The sequence below is a fragment of the Streptomyces sp. NBC_01451 genome, assembly GCF_036227485.1.
Lineage (GTDB): Bacteria > Actinomycetota > Actinomycetes > Streptomycetales > Streptomycetaceae > Streptomyces.
This window is the reverse complement of the sequence record NZ_CP109479.1, coordinates 2,824,151-2,842,495: the sequence shown is the minus strand read 5'-3', so window position 1 is coordinate 2,842,495 and position 18,345 is coordinate 2,824,151. Positions and strand designations below refer to the sequence as shown.

The following is an 18,345-nucleotide window of genomic DNA, read 5'->3' as shown; positions in this document are numbered from 1 at the left end:
TCGGAGGAAGGTTCCCCTCGTGCGATCCATATGGAACGGCGCCATCTCCTTCGGGCTGGTCAGCATCCCGATCAAGCTCGTCAACGCCACCGAGAGCCACTCGATCTCCTTCCGGCAGATCCATGTCGAGGACGGCGGGCGCATCCGGTACCGCAAGGTGTGCGAGATGGAGGACCGCGAGGTCCGGGGGGACGAGATCGGCAAGGCGTACGAGGGCGCCGACGGGACGATGATCCCGATCACCGACGACGATCTGGCGTCGCTGCCCCTGCCCACCGCCAGGACCATCGAGATCGTCGCCTTCGTGCCCGGTGACCGTATCGATCCGCTTCAGATGGACACCGCCTACTACCTTTCCGCGAACGGGGTCCCGGCCGCCAAGCCCTACATCCTGCTGCGCGAGGCCCTGAAGCGCAGCCGGAAGGTCGCCATCGCCAAGTTCGCGCTCCGGGGGCGGGAGCGGCTCGGCATGCTGCGGGTCGTAGACGACGTCATCGCCATGCACGGGCTGCTCTGGCCCGACGAGATCCGGGCCACGGACGGTGTCGCGCCGGAAACCGGCGTCACCGTGCGGGACCGGGAACTCGATCTCGCCGACGCCCTCATGGCCACCCTCGGCGAGGTCGATCTCGCCCACCTCCACGACGACTACCGCGAAGCCGTCGAGGAGCTCATCGCCGCGAAGGCCGCCGGGGAGGAGGCTCCGCACGCCCCGGCACCGAGCGGTGGTGGCAAGGTGCTCGATCTGATGGCCGCGCTGGAGAAGAGCGTCCGGGAGGCCAAGGAGTCGCGGGGCGAGCAGGAGAAGGCGGCGGAGGGCGAGGTCCAACCCCTGCGGGGACGTCGTCCCCCTGCCAAGGCCACCCCCAAGGCCGAGCCCGGGAAGAAGTCGACCTCCACAGCGAAGAAGACCACGGCCAAGAAGACCACAGCGAAGAAGACCACCACCGGCGACAAGCTGACCGGCACCGCCAGGAAGAGCCCGGCCAAGAAGGCCGCCGCCAAGAAGACGGCCTCCCGCAAACGTTCGGCGTGACAGCGCCCCGACAGGGGCGCGGGGTACTGCGCGACAGGCCCCCACTGGCCCGCAGCCAACGAACCGCCTATCCGGCGAAGCGCTCGCGCCGCAACGCCAGTACCGCGTTGTGGCCGCCGAACCCGAACGAGTTGCTGAGGGCCAGGTCGCCGTGGTCCGGGAGCGGGCGCGGGGTGCCCCGCACCACGTCCAGGTCGATCGCCTCGTCCTGGTCGCCGTTCGCGCAGCCGATCGTCGGCGGGATCGTGCCGTGGTGCAGGGTCAGGACCGTCGCCACCGCCTCCACCCCGCCCGCCGCGCCCTGGAGGTGTCCGAGGTGTCCCTTCAGGGCGGTGACGGGGGCCGGGGTGGTGCCCAGTACCGCCCGCAGCGCGCCGGCCTCCGCCAGGTCGCCGTCGATCGTGGCCGTGGCGTGGGCGTTGACGTGGACCACGTCGGCGGGGTGGCCGCCGGCGTCGCGCAGGGCGCGGCGGATGGCCAGGGCCACTCCGGTGCCGGACGGGTCGGGCGCCGCCATGTGGTGGGCGTCGGCCGACAGGCCCCAGCCGGCCGCCTCGCAGTAGACGCGGGCGCCCCTCGCCCGGGCGTGCTCCTCGGACTCCAGGAGCAGGAAACCCGCGCCCTCGCCGTTGACGAAACCGTCCCGGTCCCGGGCGAACGGGCGGGACGGCAGCTCCCCGGCGGCGCGCGTCGACAGGGCGCGCATCGCGGCGAAGGACGCCATGATCGCCGGGGTGACGACAGCCTCGGCGCCTCCCGCGAGGGCGACGTCGACATGGCCGTACCGGATGCGGTCGATGGCTTGGCCGATCGCCTCGGTGCCCGACGCGCAGGCGCTGGTCACCGTGCGGGCCTCGCCCGTGATGCGCAGGGCCAGCGAGATCTGGGAGGCGGTCTGCGACGGCACCGTCATGGGGGTGGTGAGCGGCGAGACCGCCCGGGGGCCCTGCTCGCGCAGTCTGCGGTCGCCGCCGACCAGGACCGAGGCGTCGCCGAGGATCGCGCCCACCGACACCCCCACCCGCTCGGGGGACAGGCCGCTCGCCTCCGTGCCCGAACCGTCGAAGCCCGCGTCCCGCCAGGCCTCCCGTGCCGCCAGTACGCCGAACTGCGCGGACCGGTTCATCCGGCGGGCCTGGGGGCGGGGGAGCAGTCCTGCCGTGTCCACGGGGACCGTGCCCGCCACCCGGACGGGCAGACCGGCGAACTCCTCGCCGGTCAACTCCCTTATTCCGCAACGGCCTTCGAGAAGTCCTCGCCAGAGGTCGGGGACGCCCACGCCGAGCGGGGTGACGGCGCCGAGGCCGGTGACGACGACCCGGCGGGCGCCGACGCGACTGAGGTGTTCGGGGGCATCCGGCTCGGAACGCATGGCGGGGCTGCCTCCCGGGGTGCGGCGCGGGACGGTCGGCGCACCTCAACTCTGCCCGTGCCAGGGGCAATTCATGCCGGGGTGGTACAGACTTCAATCGTTAACGTGCGTTCACTGGTTGGACGTGACGGCGGTGGCGCCCCGCCGGCCGGCCGCTCATTCGCGGGGCCACGGCCGTCCGTCCAGTCGCTCCACGTCACGGTTGAGGCGGCTCAGCCGGGCGGCGAAGTCCGCGATCTCCTCGGCCGTCCAGTCGGTCATCACCTTGGCCAGGCCGTCCAGGTTCTCCGCGCGGTGGGCGGCCAGGCGGCGCTCGCCCTCCCCCGTCATCGCGAACTTGCGCGCTATGCCCCCGTCGGGGTCGGGGATGCGTTCGACGACTCCGGCCCGGAGCATCGCGGCGGTCTGCCGGTTGAGGGTGGACGCGTCGAGACCGAAAGCGGCGCTGAGCTGGCCGATGGACATCGGCCCCTCCGCCTGGATACGGCTGAGAAGGATGTACGCGCTGCGGTCGAGCCGCCCCAGTGCGCCGCGCGCTTTCGGTGAGAGCAGGTGCATGTGGCGGCCGAGGAGCATGATCTCGAACTCGACCAGGTCGACGGGTTTGTCCATGACGCCGTCCGTGACGCCCTCCGCGACATTGTTCATGGCGTTGTTCGTGGTCTCGTCCGCGACGCTGTCGACGGCGTCGTCGACGTCGCTGTCGACGCGGTCGTCCTCGGGCTTGTCCATGCGGCTGCTTCCTTCGGCTCCTGAACGGGTCTTCCCCTCGGCGGACCCTCTCCCAAGTTAGTGCGTCCATCAGGGATATGTATGATGCACTTCTCGTGCATGATGCACATCTCTGAGGGAGCGACCAAGTGGACAGTTCCAAGCCCGACGCCGGCCCCGGCAAAGTCGTCGGCATCCTCGCCTTCGCCGGCATCGTGGCCGCGATCACGCAGACCCTCGTGGTCCCGCTGATCGGGGAGCTGCCGACCCTGCTCGACACCTCCGCCTCGAACGCCTCCTGGGTGATCACCGCCACCCTGCTGGCCGCCGCGGTCGTGACCCCGGTCGCCGGCCGACTCGGTGACATGTACGGCAAGAAGCGCATGCTGCTCGTCTCCCTCGTGCCGCTCGTCCTGGGCTCCGTCCTCTGCGCGCTGTCCTCCTCCGTGCTCCCGATGATCGCCGGGCGCGGACTTCAGGGCATGGGCATGGGTGTCGTACCGCTGGGAATCAGCCTGCTGCGTGACGTCGTACCGGCGGAGAAGCTCGGTTCGTCCATCGCGATCATGAGCGCGTCCATGGGTGTCGGTGGCGCGCTCGGGCTGCCGTTCTCCGCGGCGATCGCCGAGAACGCCAGCTGGCGGGTGCTGTTCTGGGTCGTGGCCGCGCTTTCCCTCGCCGTCGCCACGCTGATCGCCCTCTTCGTGCCCGCCGGGCGCGAGAACACCTCCGCCGGACGCTTCGACGTGCTCGGCGCGCTCGGGCTCGGCACCGCGCTGATCTGCCTCCTCCTCGCCGTGTCCAAGGGTGCCGACTGGGGCTGGGGGAGCGGCACCACCCTCGGGCTGTTCGCCGGTGCCGTGGTCGTGCTGCTGGCCTGGGGCCGCTGGGAGCTGCGCAACACCGAACCGCTGGTGGACCTGCGCGTGACCGCACGTCCGCAGGTGCTGATGACCAACGTGGCCTCGGTCCTCGTCGGGTTCGCGATGTACGCGCAGTCCCTGGTCATCCCCCAGCTGATGCAGCTGCCCGAGGAGACCGGCTACGGGCTCGGCGAGTCCATGCTCGCCATGGGGCTGTGGATGGCTCCGGCCGGCCTGATGATGATGGTCATGTCGCCGATCGGCGCCATGCTCTCCGCCAAGTCCGGCCCCAGGATCACGCTCTCCGTCGGCAGCCTGGTCATCGCCGTCGGGTACGGGATCTCCCTGCCGCTCGTCGGCTCTGGCTCCGTCTGGGGGCTGCTCGCGGTGACCGTCGTCATCAACACGGGTGTCGGCTTCGCCTACGGCGCCATGCCGGCGCTCATCATGGGCGCGGTCCCGCAGTCCGAGACCGCCTCGGCCAACAGCTTCAACACCCTGATGCGCTCGATCGGCAGCTCGGTCTCGGCCGCCGTCATCGGCGTCGTCCTGGCTCAGATGACCACCGACTTCGGCGGCTTCGCGCTGCCCTCCGAGGCCGGATTCCGGGCCGCCATGACGCTCGGCTGCGGACTCGGCCTCGCGGCGGCGGTCGTCGCCTTCCTCATCCCGGTCCGCCCGGCGGAGGCCCCCGCGGCGCCCGATGCGACGGCCGACGAGACCCCGGACGCCCTCGCTCCCGAGGAGTCCCAGGCGTCCCGGGTGTCCGAGGCCAAGGCCTGACGGCGACCGACCGGCCCCCACGACGAGCCGACCTCCCCGGGTTCCCGCCGGGGAGGTCGGCTCGTTCTGTCGTGTCCCGCCTCTTGTTCAGGAAGGGGACGTGGAATTAGATGGTCTGTCAGTGTCGCCGGGCCGGGTCCTTTGGCCGTGCCGAAGGAGCCTCTCAGGCATGCCCGGATTCGGCCGCCGCGATGCGGACATGAAGAATTTACAAGGTTTCCTTCGCCTGCCCAACGTGTTTCCGAGGCGTGAGGCGGAAGTGAATTCAATCGGGTTTCTGACAACTGGCTGACAGCAAAGGCGCGTGGCTGGGTCTGCGGCGATGTCGAAACTGCTTGGAATTGGGCGGTTTTTCGACACTTGGGGCGGCTGGACGGTGGTGGCCGAATGGAATCGGCCGCATACGGAAAGTTCCACGCCATGTTGACTCGCGAGTAATGTCGGCGCTAGCTTCCCGTTGGTTTCCCCCTGAAGTGAAGTTCCTTCGCGCCACACAAAACCCCCACCGTGCAGTTTCACCGAATATTTCGGAGAATCATGACGTCTGCCGTGCGCGCCGTTGACATGATCATTGGAGTCACCCCGTTCGGTGAGCCCGACGCCAGGCTCGCCGCCGCCGTCAGCCGGGCAGGCGGTCTGGGGATACTCGATCTTGGCCTCGGCGACCGGAGAGCCAGAGACGCGCTGGCGCGAATAAGCCGCCTCGCAGCCTCCTCCTCTCCCTCCTCTCCCCCGGTCCCCCCTGCTCCCTCCGCTCCCACTGCCCCCGCCGTCCCCGGCTTCCGCTACGGCGTACGAATCGGCCCCCACTGCCGGCTCACCCCCGCCGACCTGGCCGGTGACGGCGGCCCCGACACCGTGATCCTCGCCCCCGACGCCGCCGACGCGTTCCGGCCGGGCGCCGGGATCACCGCCCGTCATCGCGTCCTCGTCGAGGTCACCGACCTGGCGGAGGCCCTCGCGGCCGTCCGCGCCGGTGCGCACGGGCTGATCGCCCGGGGCAGCGACGGCGGCGGCCGGATCGGTGACCTCAGCACCTTCGTCCTGCTGCAACGGCTCCTCGCCGAACCCGGCATCGACCTCCCCGTCTGGGCCCGCGGCGGCATCGGCCCCCGTACGGCCGCCGCCGCGATCGCCGGGGGAGCGGCGGGCGTCGTGCTCGACAGCCAGCTCGCCCTGCTCGCCGAGTCCTCGCTGCCGGAGACGACGGCTGCCGCGCTGCGCTCGATGGACGGCTCGGAGACCGTCGTCGTGGCCGGTCACCGCGTACTGCACCGGCGCGGCCCCGACGCCCCGGCCGTCCCGGCCGGTGATCCGGCGGCGGTCGCGGCGATGCTCGGCGCCCAGGACCTGCGCACCCAGCTCCTCCCGGTCGGCCAGGACGGTTTCCTCGCCGCCCGCTTCGCCGACCGATGGGGCGACACCGCCCGCACGGTCCGCGCCCTCACCGACGCGGTGCGCGATGTCGTACGGGATGTCGTACGAGGCGACGGTTCCGTACGTGCGTTGCGCGCCGGTTCCCCGATGAGCCGGGCTCTGGGCACCCAACTCCCGGTCGCCCAGGGGCCGATGACCCGCGTCAGCGACCAGGCGCAGTTCGCCGCGGCCGTCGCCGGGGCCGGCGCGCTGCCGTTCGTCGCGCTGGCCCTCGCCAGTGGCGAGCAGACCCGGACCATGCTGGCCGAGACCCGGGAAGCCGTCGGGGACGACCGGCCCTGGGGCGTCGGCGTACTCGGGTTCGCACCCGAGGAGCTGCGAAACGCCCAGCTCGAAGCCGTACGGGAGCTGCGGCCCACGCACGCCGTCATCGCGGGCGGCCGGCCCGCCCAGGCGGAGGCGCTGGAGCGGGCCGGGATCAGCACCTTCCTGCACGTGCCCTCGCCGGGCCTGCTGAAGCAGTTCCTGGAAGCGGGGGCACGCCGGTTCGTGTTCGAGGGGTCCGAGTGCGGCGGGCATGTCGGACCGCGCGGCAGCTTCCCGCTCTGGGAGGCCCAACTCGCGGTCATCGAAGACTACTTGGCCGGGGCCAACGGCAGCGACGCCGAACGGATCGAGGTGTTCTTCGCGGGCGGTGTCCACGACGAGCGGTCGGCCGCGATGGTCGCCGCCCTCGCCGCTCCGCTGACCGCGCGCGGTGCTTCCGTGGGCGTCCTCATGGGCACCGCCTATCTGTTCACCGAGGAGGCCGTGGCCTGCGGAGCCGTCCAGCCGCTCTTCCAGCGGCAGGTCGTCGACGCGACCAGTACCGCGCTGCTGGAGACGGCACCCGGTCATGCCACCCGATGCGTACCCAGCCCGTTCAGCGACAACTACCGTGATTTCGAGGCGGAGTTGAGGGCGAGCGGGGTACCCGAGCGGCAGATCTGGGAGCGGCTGGAGCGGCTCAACGTCGGACGGCTGCGGATCGCCAGCAAGGGCATCGAGCGGGACGCCGGCGGTGACCTGGCCGCCGTGGACGAGCAGCGGCAGCTCGCCGAAGGCATGTTCATGGCCGGGGAAGTGGCCGTGCTGCGTTCGGCGACCACGACCGTCGACGCGCTGCACCACTCCGTGGCGGACGGCGCCGCCGACTTCCTCACCCACCGGGCGGCCCGGCTGCGGGAGCGGCTCGGCGTGCCGGTGGCCGAGGAGGACACCGGGACTCCGGCACCCGCGCCCCTCGACGTCGCCGTCGTGGGCATGGCCTGCATGTTCCCGGACGCCCCCGACCTCGCCGCCTTCTGGGCGAACGTCCTCGGCGGTCACGACGCGGTGAGCGAGGTGCCGGCCGACCGCTGGGACCCCGCCGTGCACTATTCGGCGGAGGCCGGGGACGGTGGCGTCACACCGTCCAAGTGGGGCGGCTTCCTGCCCCGCATCCCCTTCGACCCGCTGTCGTACGGCATTCCGCCCACCTCGCTGGGCAGCATCGAGCCCGTCCAGCTGCTGGCGCTGGAAGCGGCCCGGCGAGCCCTGGCGCACGCCGGATACGGGGACCGCGGGCGGGAGTTCGACCGCTCGCGCACCTCGGTCGTCTTCGGCGCGGAGGCGGGCAGCGACCTGTCCAACGCGGGCACGCTGCGGGCCGTGCTGCCCTCCTACTACGGCAAGGTGCCGGACGGGCTCGCGGAGCAGTTGCCCAGGCTCACCGAGGACTCCTTCCCCGGCATGCTCTCCAACGTGATCTCCGGCCGGATCGCCAACCGGCTCGACCTCGGCGGCGCCAACTACACGGTCGACGCCGCCTGCGCCTCGTCCCTGGCCGCCGTCGACGTGGCCTGCAAGGAACTGGTGGGCGGCACCAGCGACGTCGTGCTGTGCGGCGGCGCCGATCTGCACAACGGCATCAACGACTACGTGCTCTTCTCCTCCGTGCACGCCCTCTCGCCGACCGGGCGTTCCCGCGCCTTCGACAGCTCGGCGGACGGGATCGCGCTGGGGGAGGGCGTCGCGTGTGTCGTCCTCAAGCGGCTGGCGGACGCCGAGCGCGACGGCGACCGGATCTACGGGGTCATCAAGGGTGTCGGCAGCTCCAGCGACGGGCGTTCGCTCGGGCTGACGGCCCCCCGGCCCGAAGGGCAGCGGGCCGCGCTGCAACGGGCCTACCGCAACGCCGGGGTGTCGCCCGCCGAGGTCGGGCTCGTCGAGGCGCACGGCACCGGGACCGTGGTCGGCGACCGCACCGAACTCACCATCCTGAGCGAGGTGTTCAGCGAGGCAGGGGCCAAGTCGGGCGCCGTCGCCCTCGGTTCGGTCAAGTCGCAGATCGGGCACACCAAGTGCGCCGCCGGACTCGCCGGCCTCATCAAGACCGTGCTCGCCCTGCACACCGGTGTCAAGCCGCCCACCCTGCACGTCAGCAAGCCCAACTCGGCCTGGGAGGCGGACAGCAGCCCGTTCGTGTTCCACGGGCAGGCGCGGCCCTGGGCGGCTCCGGCGAGCGAACGAATCGCGGGGCTCAGCGCGTTCGGCTTCGGCGGCACCAACTTCCATGTGGTGCTGGAGGCCTACGCAGACTCCGCCCCGCCCGCCCACGGGCTCGACGCCTGGCCCGCCGAACTGTTCACCTTCCGGGCCGCCGACCCGGCGGGAGCCCGGCGGGCCATCGAGGACGTGCTGAAGGCCGCCGAGGACGAGCGGTCCTGCTGGCGGCTGCGCGATCTCGCCCTCGCCGCCTCGCGCCGCTCCGACGCCCGCCACGAACCCGTGCAGGTCGCGGTCGTGGCGACCGACACGGCAGGGCTCGTCGGCCGGTTGAGGCGGGCACTGGCGGGGGAGCACGACCCGCGCGCCGGCGTGCACCTCGCGGCCCGGCACCCCGAGGAGACGGCGGGCCAGGTCGCCTTCCTCTTCCCCGGGCAGGGCAGCCAGCGGACCGGGATGCTCGCCGACGTGTTCGTCGCCCTCCCCGAACTCCAGTACTACCTGGAACTCGGCAGCGACCACGCCGACCTCCTCTACCCGCCCACCGCCTTCGACGACACCGCCCGCGACCGCCAGCACACGGCGCTCACCGACACCCGCGTCGCCCAACCCGCCCTGGGCATCGCCGGCCTCGCCGCGCACGCCCTCCTCACCACGGCAGGCGTACGCCCGGACATGGCCGCCGGACACAGCTACGGCGAACTCGTCGCCCTCAGCGCGGCCGGCGCCCTCGACCCGGAGGCGCTCCTCGCCCTGAGCGCCGAGCGCGCGACCGCGATCCTCTCCGCCGCGGGCGAGGCCAACGGCGACGACCCGGGCACCATGGCTGCCGTATCGGCGGGCGCCGAGGACGTCACGGCCGCCCTGCGCGCCGCCGACGCGCCTGCCTCGGTGGTCGTCGCCAACCGCAACTCGCCCAAGCAGACAGTGATTTCGGGACCGACGGAGGCGGTTGACGAGGCCGTACGGCTGCTGCGAGCCGCCGGGCTCGGCGCGAAGCGCATCCCCGTCGCCTGCGCCTTCCACAGCCCGCTGGTCGCCGGGGCCGGGGAGCGGTTCGCGACAGCACTTGCCCAACAGCCGGTGCGGGCACCCGAGTTCACGGTGTGGTCCAACCGGACGGCCACGCCGTACGGCACCGACGCCGACGCGGTGCGTGCCGAACTCGCCGCCCAGATCGGTGCCCCGGTCGGCTTCGTCGCCCAGATCGAGGCCATGTACGAGGCGGGCGCCCGGATCTTCGTCGAGGCCGGACCCGGTTCCGTACTGACCCGGCTGGTCGGTCAGATCCTCGGCGACCGCCCGCACCGCACGGTCGCCTGCGAACCGCGTGCCGACAGCGGACTGCGCGGCTGGCTCGACGCCCTGGCCCAACTGGCCGTCGCGGGGCTGCCGGTGCGCACCGGATGGCTGTTCCACGGGCGCGACGCCGTCGACGCGACCCGGACCAAGGCACCGAAGCGGCCCGGCTGGACGGTCGACGGCCATCTGGTCCGCACCGCCGCGGGCGAACTCCTCCCCGGTGCCCTCGCACCGGCCCGACGCGTAGTGGAGACGACGACAGTGACCGCGAATCACCAGGACGGTGCCCCGGCCGGTGGCAGAGACGCGCTGATCTCCGAGTTCCTGCGCGCCAGCCGTGAGATGGTCGCCGCCCAACGGGACGTACTCCTCACGTACTTCGGCGCCGCGCAGGGCCAGTGGATACCCGGGCCGGCGGCACCGGAGCCCCTGCGGACGGCACTCGACCAGGTCCAGCAGGCGGCGCCCGCGCCCACCTACCCGCCCACGCTCTACGCCGTGCCGGCGCCTGTTCCCGTCTCCGCCCCGGTGGGGTTCGGGGAGGCGGATGTGCTGGGGGTGGTGCTGGAGATCATCAGTGAGCGGACCGGGTATCCGGTGGACATGATCGAGCCGGATCTCGATCTGGAGGCCGATCTGAGTGTCGACTCGATCAAGCGGGCCGAGATCGCGGGTGAGTTGGCGCAGCGGTTGGGTGTGGGGGGTGGTGACCTCACGGTGCTCGGTGATGCCGAGTTGGAGGAACTCGCCAAGGCCCGTACGGCGGCGTCCGTGACGGCGTGGCTCACGGCGCGGCTCACGACGGCCGTGTCCCAGCCGGCGCCTGTTCCCGTCTCCGCCCCGGTGGGGTTCGGGGAGGCGGATGTGCTGGGGGTGGTGCTGGAGATCATCAGTGAGCGGACCGGGTATCCGGTGGACATGATCGAGCCGGATCTCGATCTGGAGGCCGATCTGAGTGTCGACTCGATCAAGCGGGCCGAGATCGCGGGTGAGTTGGCGCAGCGGTTGGGTGTGGGGGGTGGTGGTGACCTCACGGTGCTCGGTGATGCCGAGCTGGAGGAACTCGCCAAGGCCCGTACGGCGGCGTCCGTGACGGCGTGGCTCACGGCGCGGCTCACCGGCCCCGGCGAGGCCGAGGAACAAGGAGCGGCACCTCGGCCTCTCCGGCCGGAGGCGCCCGACGCGTCCCCGGAGGTCACCGGTGAGGCGCCGAAGCGCTTCCAGCTGCGGCCCGTGCTCCTGGAGCAGCAGGACGGGACGGGGGCCGTCGACCCCGCCGCCGTACTCGCCGGAAAGCGGTTCGCGCTCCTCGGTGACGACGACCAGGGCGCGGTGGCCCAGGAGGTCGTGGCGCGGCTCGCCGTACACGGCGCCGAGGCGGTGGCCCTCGGGCCCGAGCATCTGCTGACCGGGGCGGACGGTCCGGTGGACGGGGTGCTGTACCTCGACCCGCTGGCCTCGTCCCGGCCGCCGGTGCTGCCCGACGCGTTCCCCGTGTTCAAGGCGGCCCTGGGGCTCGACCCGCGCCTGCTGTTCGCCGTACGGGTGGTTCCGGAAGGCGGACCGGACGAGGCCGGGCTGAGGTCGGCCGGCCTGCACGGGCTCTTCCGCACCGTCGCCCGGGAGTACCCGGAGACGGACGCGCGGATCATCGACGTGACCGGCGCCGACACGGGTGCCGGAGCCGTCGCCGACGCGCTGCTCGGCGAGCTGCTCGCCTCCGACCGCACCCCGGTCGTCCTGCGAACCGCAGCCGGACGGCACGGACTCGAACTGGTCGAGACCCCGCTGGGCGCACTCGGCACCACCGGCGCCGGACCCGCCGGGGACGGGGCCGCGGAGGCCGCCGCCCTCGGACTGGACCGGGACAGCGTGGTCCTGCTGGTCGGCGGGGCGCGGGGCATCACCGCGAAGTTCGCCGCCGCGCTGGCGTCCGCCTCCCGCTGCCGGATCGAACTGCTCGGCCGGACACCCGCACCGGAGGGCCCCGAGGACCCGGCCACGGCAGCCGCCGGCACCCGGACGGAACTGCGCTCGGCCCTCGCCGCCCGGGGCGGACTGACCCCCGCCGACATCAACCGCGAGACCGAACTCCTGCTCGCCCAGCGGGAGATCACCGCCACCCTCGACGAACTCAGGGCCCTCGGCAGCCCCGCCCGCTACCACTCCGTCGACTTCAGGGAACAGGACGCGGCGCTCCAGGCGGTGAAGGAGATCCACGCCGAACACGGCCGCCTCGACGGGGTCGTCTACGCGGCCGGGGTGATCGAGGACCGCCTGATCGCCGAGAAGACCACCGAGTCCTTCCAGCGCGTCTACGGGACGAAGACCACCGGCGCCGAGACACTCCTCGCGGCGCTGCAGCAGCTCCCCAACAGCCCTGCTTTCGCCGTCCTGTTCGGCAGCATCTCCGCCGTCCTCGGCAACCGGGGCCAGGTGGACTACGCCGCCGCCAACGACGCCCTCCAGAGCCTCGGTGCCGTCTGGGCGGCCCGTACCGGGCAGCGGGCCCTGACCGTGCACTGGGGGCCGTGGGCGCCGACCGGCGGTCACACCGGCATGGTGACCCCCGAGCTCGGGCGCGAGTACGCCAGGCGCGGGGTCAGGCTCATCGACCCCGAGGAGGGCACGGCAGCACTGCTCCGTGAACTGGCCTGGGGCGAGGAGTCGGCAGGCGCCGTCGTCTACACCTCGTCGGGCTGGTAACCGACATGACGGATCGTCATACCGGTTCGGCGGGCGGCACGTCGACGCCCGTGGCCATCGTGGGCATGTCGGTGCTGCTGCCCGGCGCCGCCGACCTCGACTCCTACTGGCGGAACCTGCTCGCCGGTACCGACGCCATCACCGACGTACCGGACGGGCGGTGGGACGCGGACGCCTACTACCGGCCCGACTCCGCCGGTGGCCGTGCCGTCGCCGACCAGGTGTACTGCCGGCGCGGCGGGTTCGTGGACGGGCTGGCGGAGGTGGAGGTGACCCGGTTCGGGATCATGCCGAACTCCGTCGCCGGCACCGAGCCCGACCAGCTCATCGCCCTCAACGTGGCCGCCGCCGCCCTCGCCGACGCGGGCGGCGACGACCACCTGCCCGACCGGCACCGCATCGGAGTGGTCCTCGGCCGGGGCGGCTACCTCACCCCCGGCCTGGTCCGGCTCGACCAGCGGGTCCGTACGGCAGGCCAACTCGTCCGCACACTCGGGGAGTTGATGCCGGACCTTAATTCCGCCCAACTCGACCGTGTCCGTACGGCGTTCACCGAAAAACTCGGTCCGGACAGTCCCGAGTCGGCGATCGGGCTCGTCCCCAACCTCGCCGCCTCCCGGGTCGCCAACCGGCTCGACCTGCGCGGACCCGCGTACACCGTGGACGCGGCCTGCGCCTCCTCGCTGGTCGCCGTGGACCAGGCGGTGAACGAACTGGCGTCCGGGCGCTGCGACCTGATGCTGGCCGGCGGTGTCCACCACTGCCACGACATCACCCTGTGGAGCGTCTTCTCCCAGCTCCGCGCCCTCTCGCCCAGCCAGCGCATCCGCCCCTTCCACCGGGGCGCCGACGGCATCCTGATCGGTGAGGGCACCGGCGTGGTCGTCCTCAAGCGCCTCGCCGACGCCGAGCGCGACGGAGACCGGATCTACGCCGTCATCCGGGGCACCGGTGTGGCCAGCGACGGCCGCGCCGCCGGGCTCGTCAACCCCGACCCCGGCGGCCAGACCCACGCCGTACGCCAGGCCTGGCGGGCCGCCGGACTCGACCCCGCCCGGCCCGGTTCCGTCGGCCTCCTGGAGGCCCACGGCACGGCGACGCCCGCCGGTGACGCCGCCGAACTGGCCACGCTGGCCGAGGTGTTCGGGCCCGGGGAGAGCGAAGAGGCGGGCGGCAGCGCTCCGGCGGTGATCGGCTCCGTGAAGTCGATGATCGGGCACACCATGCCCGCCGCCGGGGTCGCGGGCCTGGTCAAGGCCGCCCTCGCCGTCCACCACGGCATGCTCCTGCCCACCCTCCACTGCGACGACCCGCACCCGGCCCTCGCGGCCACCCGTTTCCGCCCGCTGGACCGGGCGGCGCGCTGGGAGACGACGGCCGAGCAGCCCGTACGGCGGGCGGCGGTCAACGCGTTCGGGTTCGGCGGGATCAACGCCCATGTGGTGCTGGAGGAGGCACCCGGGGCGCGTGCGAACAGGACGGCTTCCCCGGAGCCCTCCCGCGAGTCCCACCTGGTGCCGCCCTCCGGACCTTCCCGCGGGTCTGGGTCTGCCCTCGGGCCCTCCGCCGGACCACGGGTGACCGTCGTCGAGCCCGAGCGTGTCCTCCTGCTCGCCGCCGACACCCCCGAGCGCCTCGCCGCTCTGCTCGACGCGGACGACACGGCCGTACTCGCCACCGGCCTGGACGCCAACCGTACGCATCATCCGCAGGCCGGGCCCGCCCGGCTCGGCATCGTCGACCCGACCGCGAAACGGCTCACGCTGGCGCGCCGGGCGATCGCCAAGGGGCGCGCGTGGCAAGGGCGCAGCGACGTCTGGTTCCGGCCGGAGCCGCTGTGCGCGGACGTGGAAGGGGCGTTGGGAGGCCTGGCCTTCGTCTTCCCCGGCCTCGAAGGTGACTTCGAGCCCCACGTCGACGACATCGCCGACCACTTCGGTCTCACCGACGTCCTCCCGACCGGTGAGCGGGCCGAGGTCGGGGACGTGGGCCGGCACGGGTTCGGGGTCGTCGGGGTCGGCCTGCTGCTCGACCGGGCACTGCGCCGCATGGACGTCGTCCCCGACGCGGTGGCCGGGCACAGCGTCGGCGAGTGGACGGCGATGACGGCCGCCGGGCTGTACGACGGCGACGAGGTCGGCGCCTTCATGGCGACCTTCGACCCCGACACGGTGACTGTCCCGGGGCTGGCGTTCGGCGCACTCGGCGCGTCCGCCGAACGGGTCCTCGCGGCGCTCGCCGAGGAGACCTGGACGGACGCCGGGATCGTCCTCTCGCACGACAACGCGCCCGGCCAGTCGATGGTGTGCGGCCCCGCTTCGGCGGTCGAGGAGTTCGTCCGGGCGTTCCGCGCCCGGGGCGTGCTCAGCCAGGTGCTGCCCTTCCAGTCCGGCTTCCACACACCGATGCTGGCGCCCTACCTGGCCCCGATCGAGCAGGCCGCGAGCCGCTTCCGGCTCCAGCCGCCGACGGTTCCCGTCTGGTCGGGGACGACGGCGGCGCCCTTCCCGGCGGGCGAGTCGGCGGTGCGTGAGCTGTTCGTACGGCATCTGCTGGAACCGGTGCGCTTCCGGCAACTGGTCGAGGCGATGTACACGGCCGGGCACCGGACCTTCGTCCAGGTCGGCACCGGCCAGCTCGGCTCCCTCATCGGCGACACACTGTCGGGGCGCGATCATCTGGTCGTCGCCGCGAACTCCCCGCATCGCAGCGGACTCGCGCAACTCCGGCGCGTGGCAACGGCGTTGTGGGTGTCGGGCCGGACGACGGCACCGGCGCTGCCGCGCCCCGCCACCACTGACGCCTCCGCAACCTCCGGTTCCCGCGCTGCCGGTCCCTCCTCGCGGTCCACACGACCGGCCCGCGCCGGGATTCCCGTACCGGCACTGCCGGGCGCGGTTGCCCCCGGCTCCGCCTCCCACGCCGCCGGTCCCTCCGACCGCTCCACGGAACCGGCCCGCGCCGGGAACTCCGTGCGGGGGGACCGGCCGTCCGGACGCCCACCCGTGCGCCTCGACCTGGGCGGCGCCCTCGTCTCCTTCGACGAACCGACGCTCACACGACTGCGCGCGGAACTGGGTTCGGGGCTGAACCCCGCAGGGGCTTCGGGAGCCGGGGCTCCGGTTCCCGCCGCGCCGCCGGGTGCCAGTCCGTCGCCGCTCACCTCCCCGGCTCCGGTGACGGCCCAACAGAGGCGGGCCGCAGGGGTGTTGGGCTTCCCGGAGACCCCCGGTGCCGCCGGCCTGCCGAGTGTCGCCGGGCTGACGTCGTCCCTCGACGCCCTCGCGGGTCGCTTCCCGGCCGCCGCCGAACTCGGCGCCCTGCTGCGGGAGACGGCGGACACCGCCGCCGAGCTGATCGGCGCGGGCAGTCGCCGTCCGGGTTCGGCCGCGGCCTACGCCGGGGGCGCCGGACCGCGTCCGGGCGACCCCGCCGGGGACACCGGCCCCGCAGGCAGCGCACTCACCGGAACTTCCCGGCAGGCCCCCTCGCCACCCGCCGGGGTTGCGCCCCAGGCCTACCGCACAGCCACAGGCCTGTCCGCACCGCCCACGGCGCCCCACCCCGCTCCGGGCGGCAGGCTCCCCACCGCCGCTCACCCCACCCCCACGCCTCTGTCCCCGCAGGCAGGCGTCCGGCCGGCCACCCCCGGCACACGACCGCTCCCGCCGGCGCCGCCCGCAGCTGCGCCCGCCGGGGCCACCCCGCCCTCCTGGCGCACCACGGTCCACGTGTCCCCCGACACCATGCCGTACCTCCTCGACCACTGCTTCTTCCCGCAGCGTCCCGGCTGGCCGGACGTGGCCGACCGGTGGCCGGTGGTCCCGGCGACGACGATCGTGCAGCACATGATGGATGAGGCGCTGCGGGCGGCGGAGCGGACCGGCCCCGGAACCCGGGCCGTCGCTGTCGCCGTCCACGGCGCCCGCTTCGACCAGTGGCTCACCGCCACCCCGCCCCGCGACGTGGAGGTGACAGTCACCCCCGTCCCCGCGACCCCCACCCACCGCGCCGTCTCCTTCGGTCCCCGAGCCCGGGCCACCGTCGAACTCGCCACCGCCTACCCGGAGTCGGCGGCCCGCCCCGCCCCCTGGCCCACCGACCCCACCACCGAACGCACCCCCGACCACACCGCCGCCCAGCTCTACGCCGAGCGCTGGATGTTCCACGGCCCGGCGTTCCAGGGGGTCACCGAACTCACCGCGCTGGGCGAGGCGCACGTACGGGGAGTCATCACGACCCCGCCCGCGCCCGGCTCGCTCCTCGACAACGTCGGGCAGATCCTCGGGTACTGGATCATGGCGACGCGCACCGAGCGGACGGTCGTCTTCCCGGTCGGGATGCGGGAGATGAGGTTCTACGGGCCGCACCCCGAACCCGGCACCGACGTCGACTGCTTCGTCCGGATCACCTCGCTCACCGACACCGTCCTCGAAGCCGACGTCCAGCTGACCGTCGGCGGCCAGGTCTGGGCCGTGCTGAGCGGCTGGCACGACCGGCGCTTCGACAACGACCCGCAGACCAGGCCCGTCGAACGCTTCCCCGAGCGCAACACCCTCTCCCAGGCCCGGCCGGACGGCTGGGTACTCCTCCACGAACGCTGGCCCGACCTCGCCTCGCGCGACCTCATCATGCGCAACTCCCTCGGCGGGGAGGAGCGTTCGCAGTACGAGCGGCACGCGCCGCGCGGCCGTCGGCAGTGGCTGCTCGGCCGGATCGCCGCGAAGGACGCCGTACGGCGGTGGCTCTGGGAGAAGGAGGGCGAGGGGGACGTGTTCCCGGCGGAGATCCGGGTGCACAACGACGCGACCGGGCGGCCGTACGTCACCGGGACGCACGGCCGGACCCTGCCCCTGCTGGACATCTCGCTGGCCCACCGGGCCGAGGCGGGGGTGGCGATCGTACGGCGGCACAGGCCGGGGTCCGCCCCCGGCGCGGGTCCGGGTGCGGGGCCCGGCATCGACATCGAGGAGGTCGTCGAGCGGGACGCCTCGACCCTGGCCACCGCCCTGGGTCCGGCCGAACTCGCCCTGCTCCGAGCCAAGTCGACTGCCGGCGGCGAGTCCGAGGCGCTCTGGTTCACCCGCTTCTGGGCCGCCAAGGAAGCGGTCGCCAAGGCGGAGGGCACCGGGTTCGGCGGCCGGCCGAGGGACTTCGCGGTAACGGAGGCCACGGACGCGGGCGACCGGCTCACGGTCTCCGGGCGGCTAGCCCCCGCCTACACCGTGCACTGCGAGCAGACGGGCAATCCCCCCGGACTGCCCGACAGGGAGTACGTCGTGGCCTGGACGACCGGACCGGCCGAAGAAGTCGCATCAGAAGAAGGGGAGTTGGAGCGATGACCAGCCTCAACGGGCACACGAGCGGAACCGGTACCGGTAGCGAGGAGGCGGTGCTGGCCGACATCACGGGCATGCTCGCGGTCCTCCTCGACGAGTACGGCCTCGACGACGTCGAGATCCGGATGGACACCACCTTCAACCGCGACCTCGAACTGGAGAGCATCGACCTGGTGACCCTGGCCGGGCTCCTGGAGGAGAAGTACGGCAACCGGGTCAACTTCGCCGAGTTCCTGGCCAACATGGACTTCGACGAGATCATCGAACTCACCGTCGGACGGCTCGTCGAGCACGTCGTCGCCAGCCTCAAAGCGGCGGAGGCGAACTGAC

At 73.0% G+C, this 18,345-nt stretch carries 7 protein-coding genes; 5 read left to right on the top strand and 2 right to left on the bottom strand.

Going from position 1 to position 18,345, the window contains the following annotated elements; genetic code table 11:
• Window positions 1–19: 19 nt before the first annotated feature.
• Window positions 20–1,036: a non-homologous end joining protein Ku gene (gene ku / locus OG595_RS11965; protein WP_329270935.1), complete on the top strand. Its 1,017-nt coding sequence runs from the start codon at window positions 20–22 to the stop codon at window positions 1,034–1,036.
• A 67-nt stretch (window positions 1,037–1,103) separates the two neighbouring features.
• On the opposite strand, the gene OG595_RS11960 is transcribed toward ku, so the two are convergent.
• Both OG595_RS11960 and OG595_RS11955 read right to left on the bottom strand, forming a co-directional pair.
• Window positions 1,104–2,408 (bottom strand): beta-ketoacyl-[acyl-carrier-protein] synthase family protein, encoded by a 1,305-nt coding sequence (locus tag OG595_RS11960; RefSeq protein WP_329270933.1) that lies wholly within the window; start codon window positions 2,406–2,408, stop codon window positions 1,104–1,106.
• A gap of 156 nt (window positions 2,409–2,564) precedes the next feature.
• Window positions 2,565–3,020: a MarR family winged helix-turn-helix transcriptional regulator gene (locus OG595_RS11955; protein WP_329282823.1), complete on the bottom strand. Its 456-nt coding sequence runs from the start codon at window positions 3,018–3,020 to the stop codon at window positions 2,565–2,567.
• 248 nt (window positions 3,021–3,268) lie between these two features.
• On the opposite strand from OG595_RS11955, the gene OG595_RS11950 reads away from it, so the two are divergent.
• The 4 genes from OG595_RS11950 (at window position 3,269) to OG595_RS11935 (ending at window position 18,344) form a co-directional block, all read left to right on the top strand.
• Window positions 3,269–4,765: an MFS transporter gene (locus OG595_RS11950; RefSeq protein ID WP_329270931.1), complete on the top strand. Its 1,497-nt coding sequence runs from the start codon at window positions 3,269–3,271 to the stop codon at window positions 4,763–4,765.
• 564 nt (window positions 4,766–5,329) lie between these two features.
• Window positions 5,330–12,676 (top strand): SDR family NAD(P)-dependent oxidoreductase, encoded by a 7,347-nt coding sequence (locus OG595_RS11945; RefSeq protein WP_329270929.1) that lies wholly within the window; start codon window positions 5,330–5,332, stop codon window positions 12,674–12,676.
• Window positions 12,677–12,681: 5 nt separating this feature from the next.
• Entirely contained in the window at window positions 12,682–18,018 is a 5,337-nt protein-coding gene (locus OG595_RS11940) for a polyketide synthase (protein WP_329270927.1), read from the top strand.
• Window positions 18,015–18,344, top strand: coding sequence for an acyl carrier protein (locus OG595_RS11935; protein ID WP_329270925.1), 330 nt, complete (start codon window positions 18,015–18,017; stop codon window positions 18,342–18,344). Before OG595_RS11940 ends, OG595_RS11935 begins: the two co-directional genes overlap by 4 nt.
• Window position 18,345 lies beyond the last annotated feature (1 nt).

Excerpts from the sequence above, each read along its gene's own strand:
- OG595_RS11960 (WP_329270933.1), bottom strand. The coding sequence starts at position 2,408 with ATGCGTTCCGAGCCGGATGCCCCCGAACACCTCAGTCGCGTCGGCGCC.
- OG595_RS11955 (WP_329282823.1), bottom strand. The coding sequence starts at position 3,020 with ATGGACAAACCCGTCGACCTGGTCGAGTTCGAGATCATGCTCCTCGGC.
- OG595_RS11945 (WP_329270929.1), top strand. The coding sequence starts at position 5,330 with ATGATCATTGGAGTCACCCCGTTCGGTGAGCCCGACGCCAGGCTCGCC.
- OG595_RS11940 (WP_329270927.1), top strand. The coding sequence starts at position 12,682 with ATGACGGATCGTCATACCGGTTCGGCGGGCGGCACGTCGACGCCCGTG.
- OG595_RS11935 (WP_329270925.1), top strand. The coding sequence starts at position 18,015 with ATGACCAGCCTCAACGGGCACACGAGCGGAACCGGTACCGGTAGCGAG.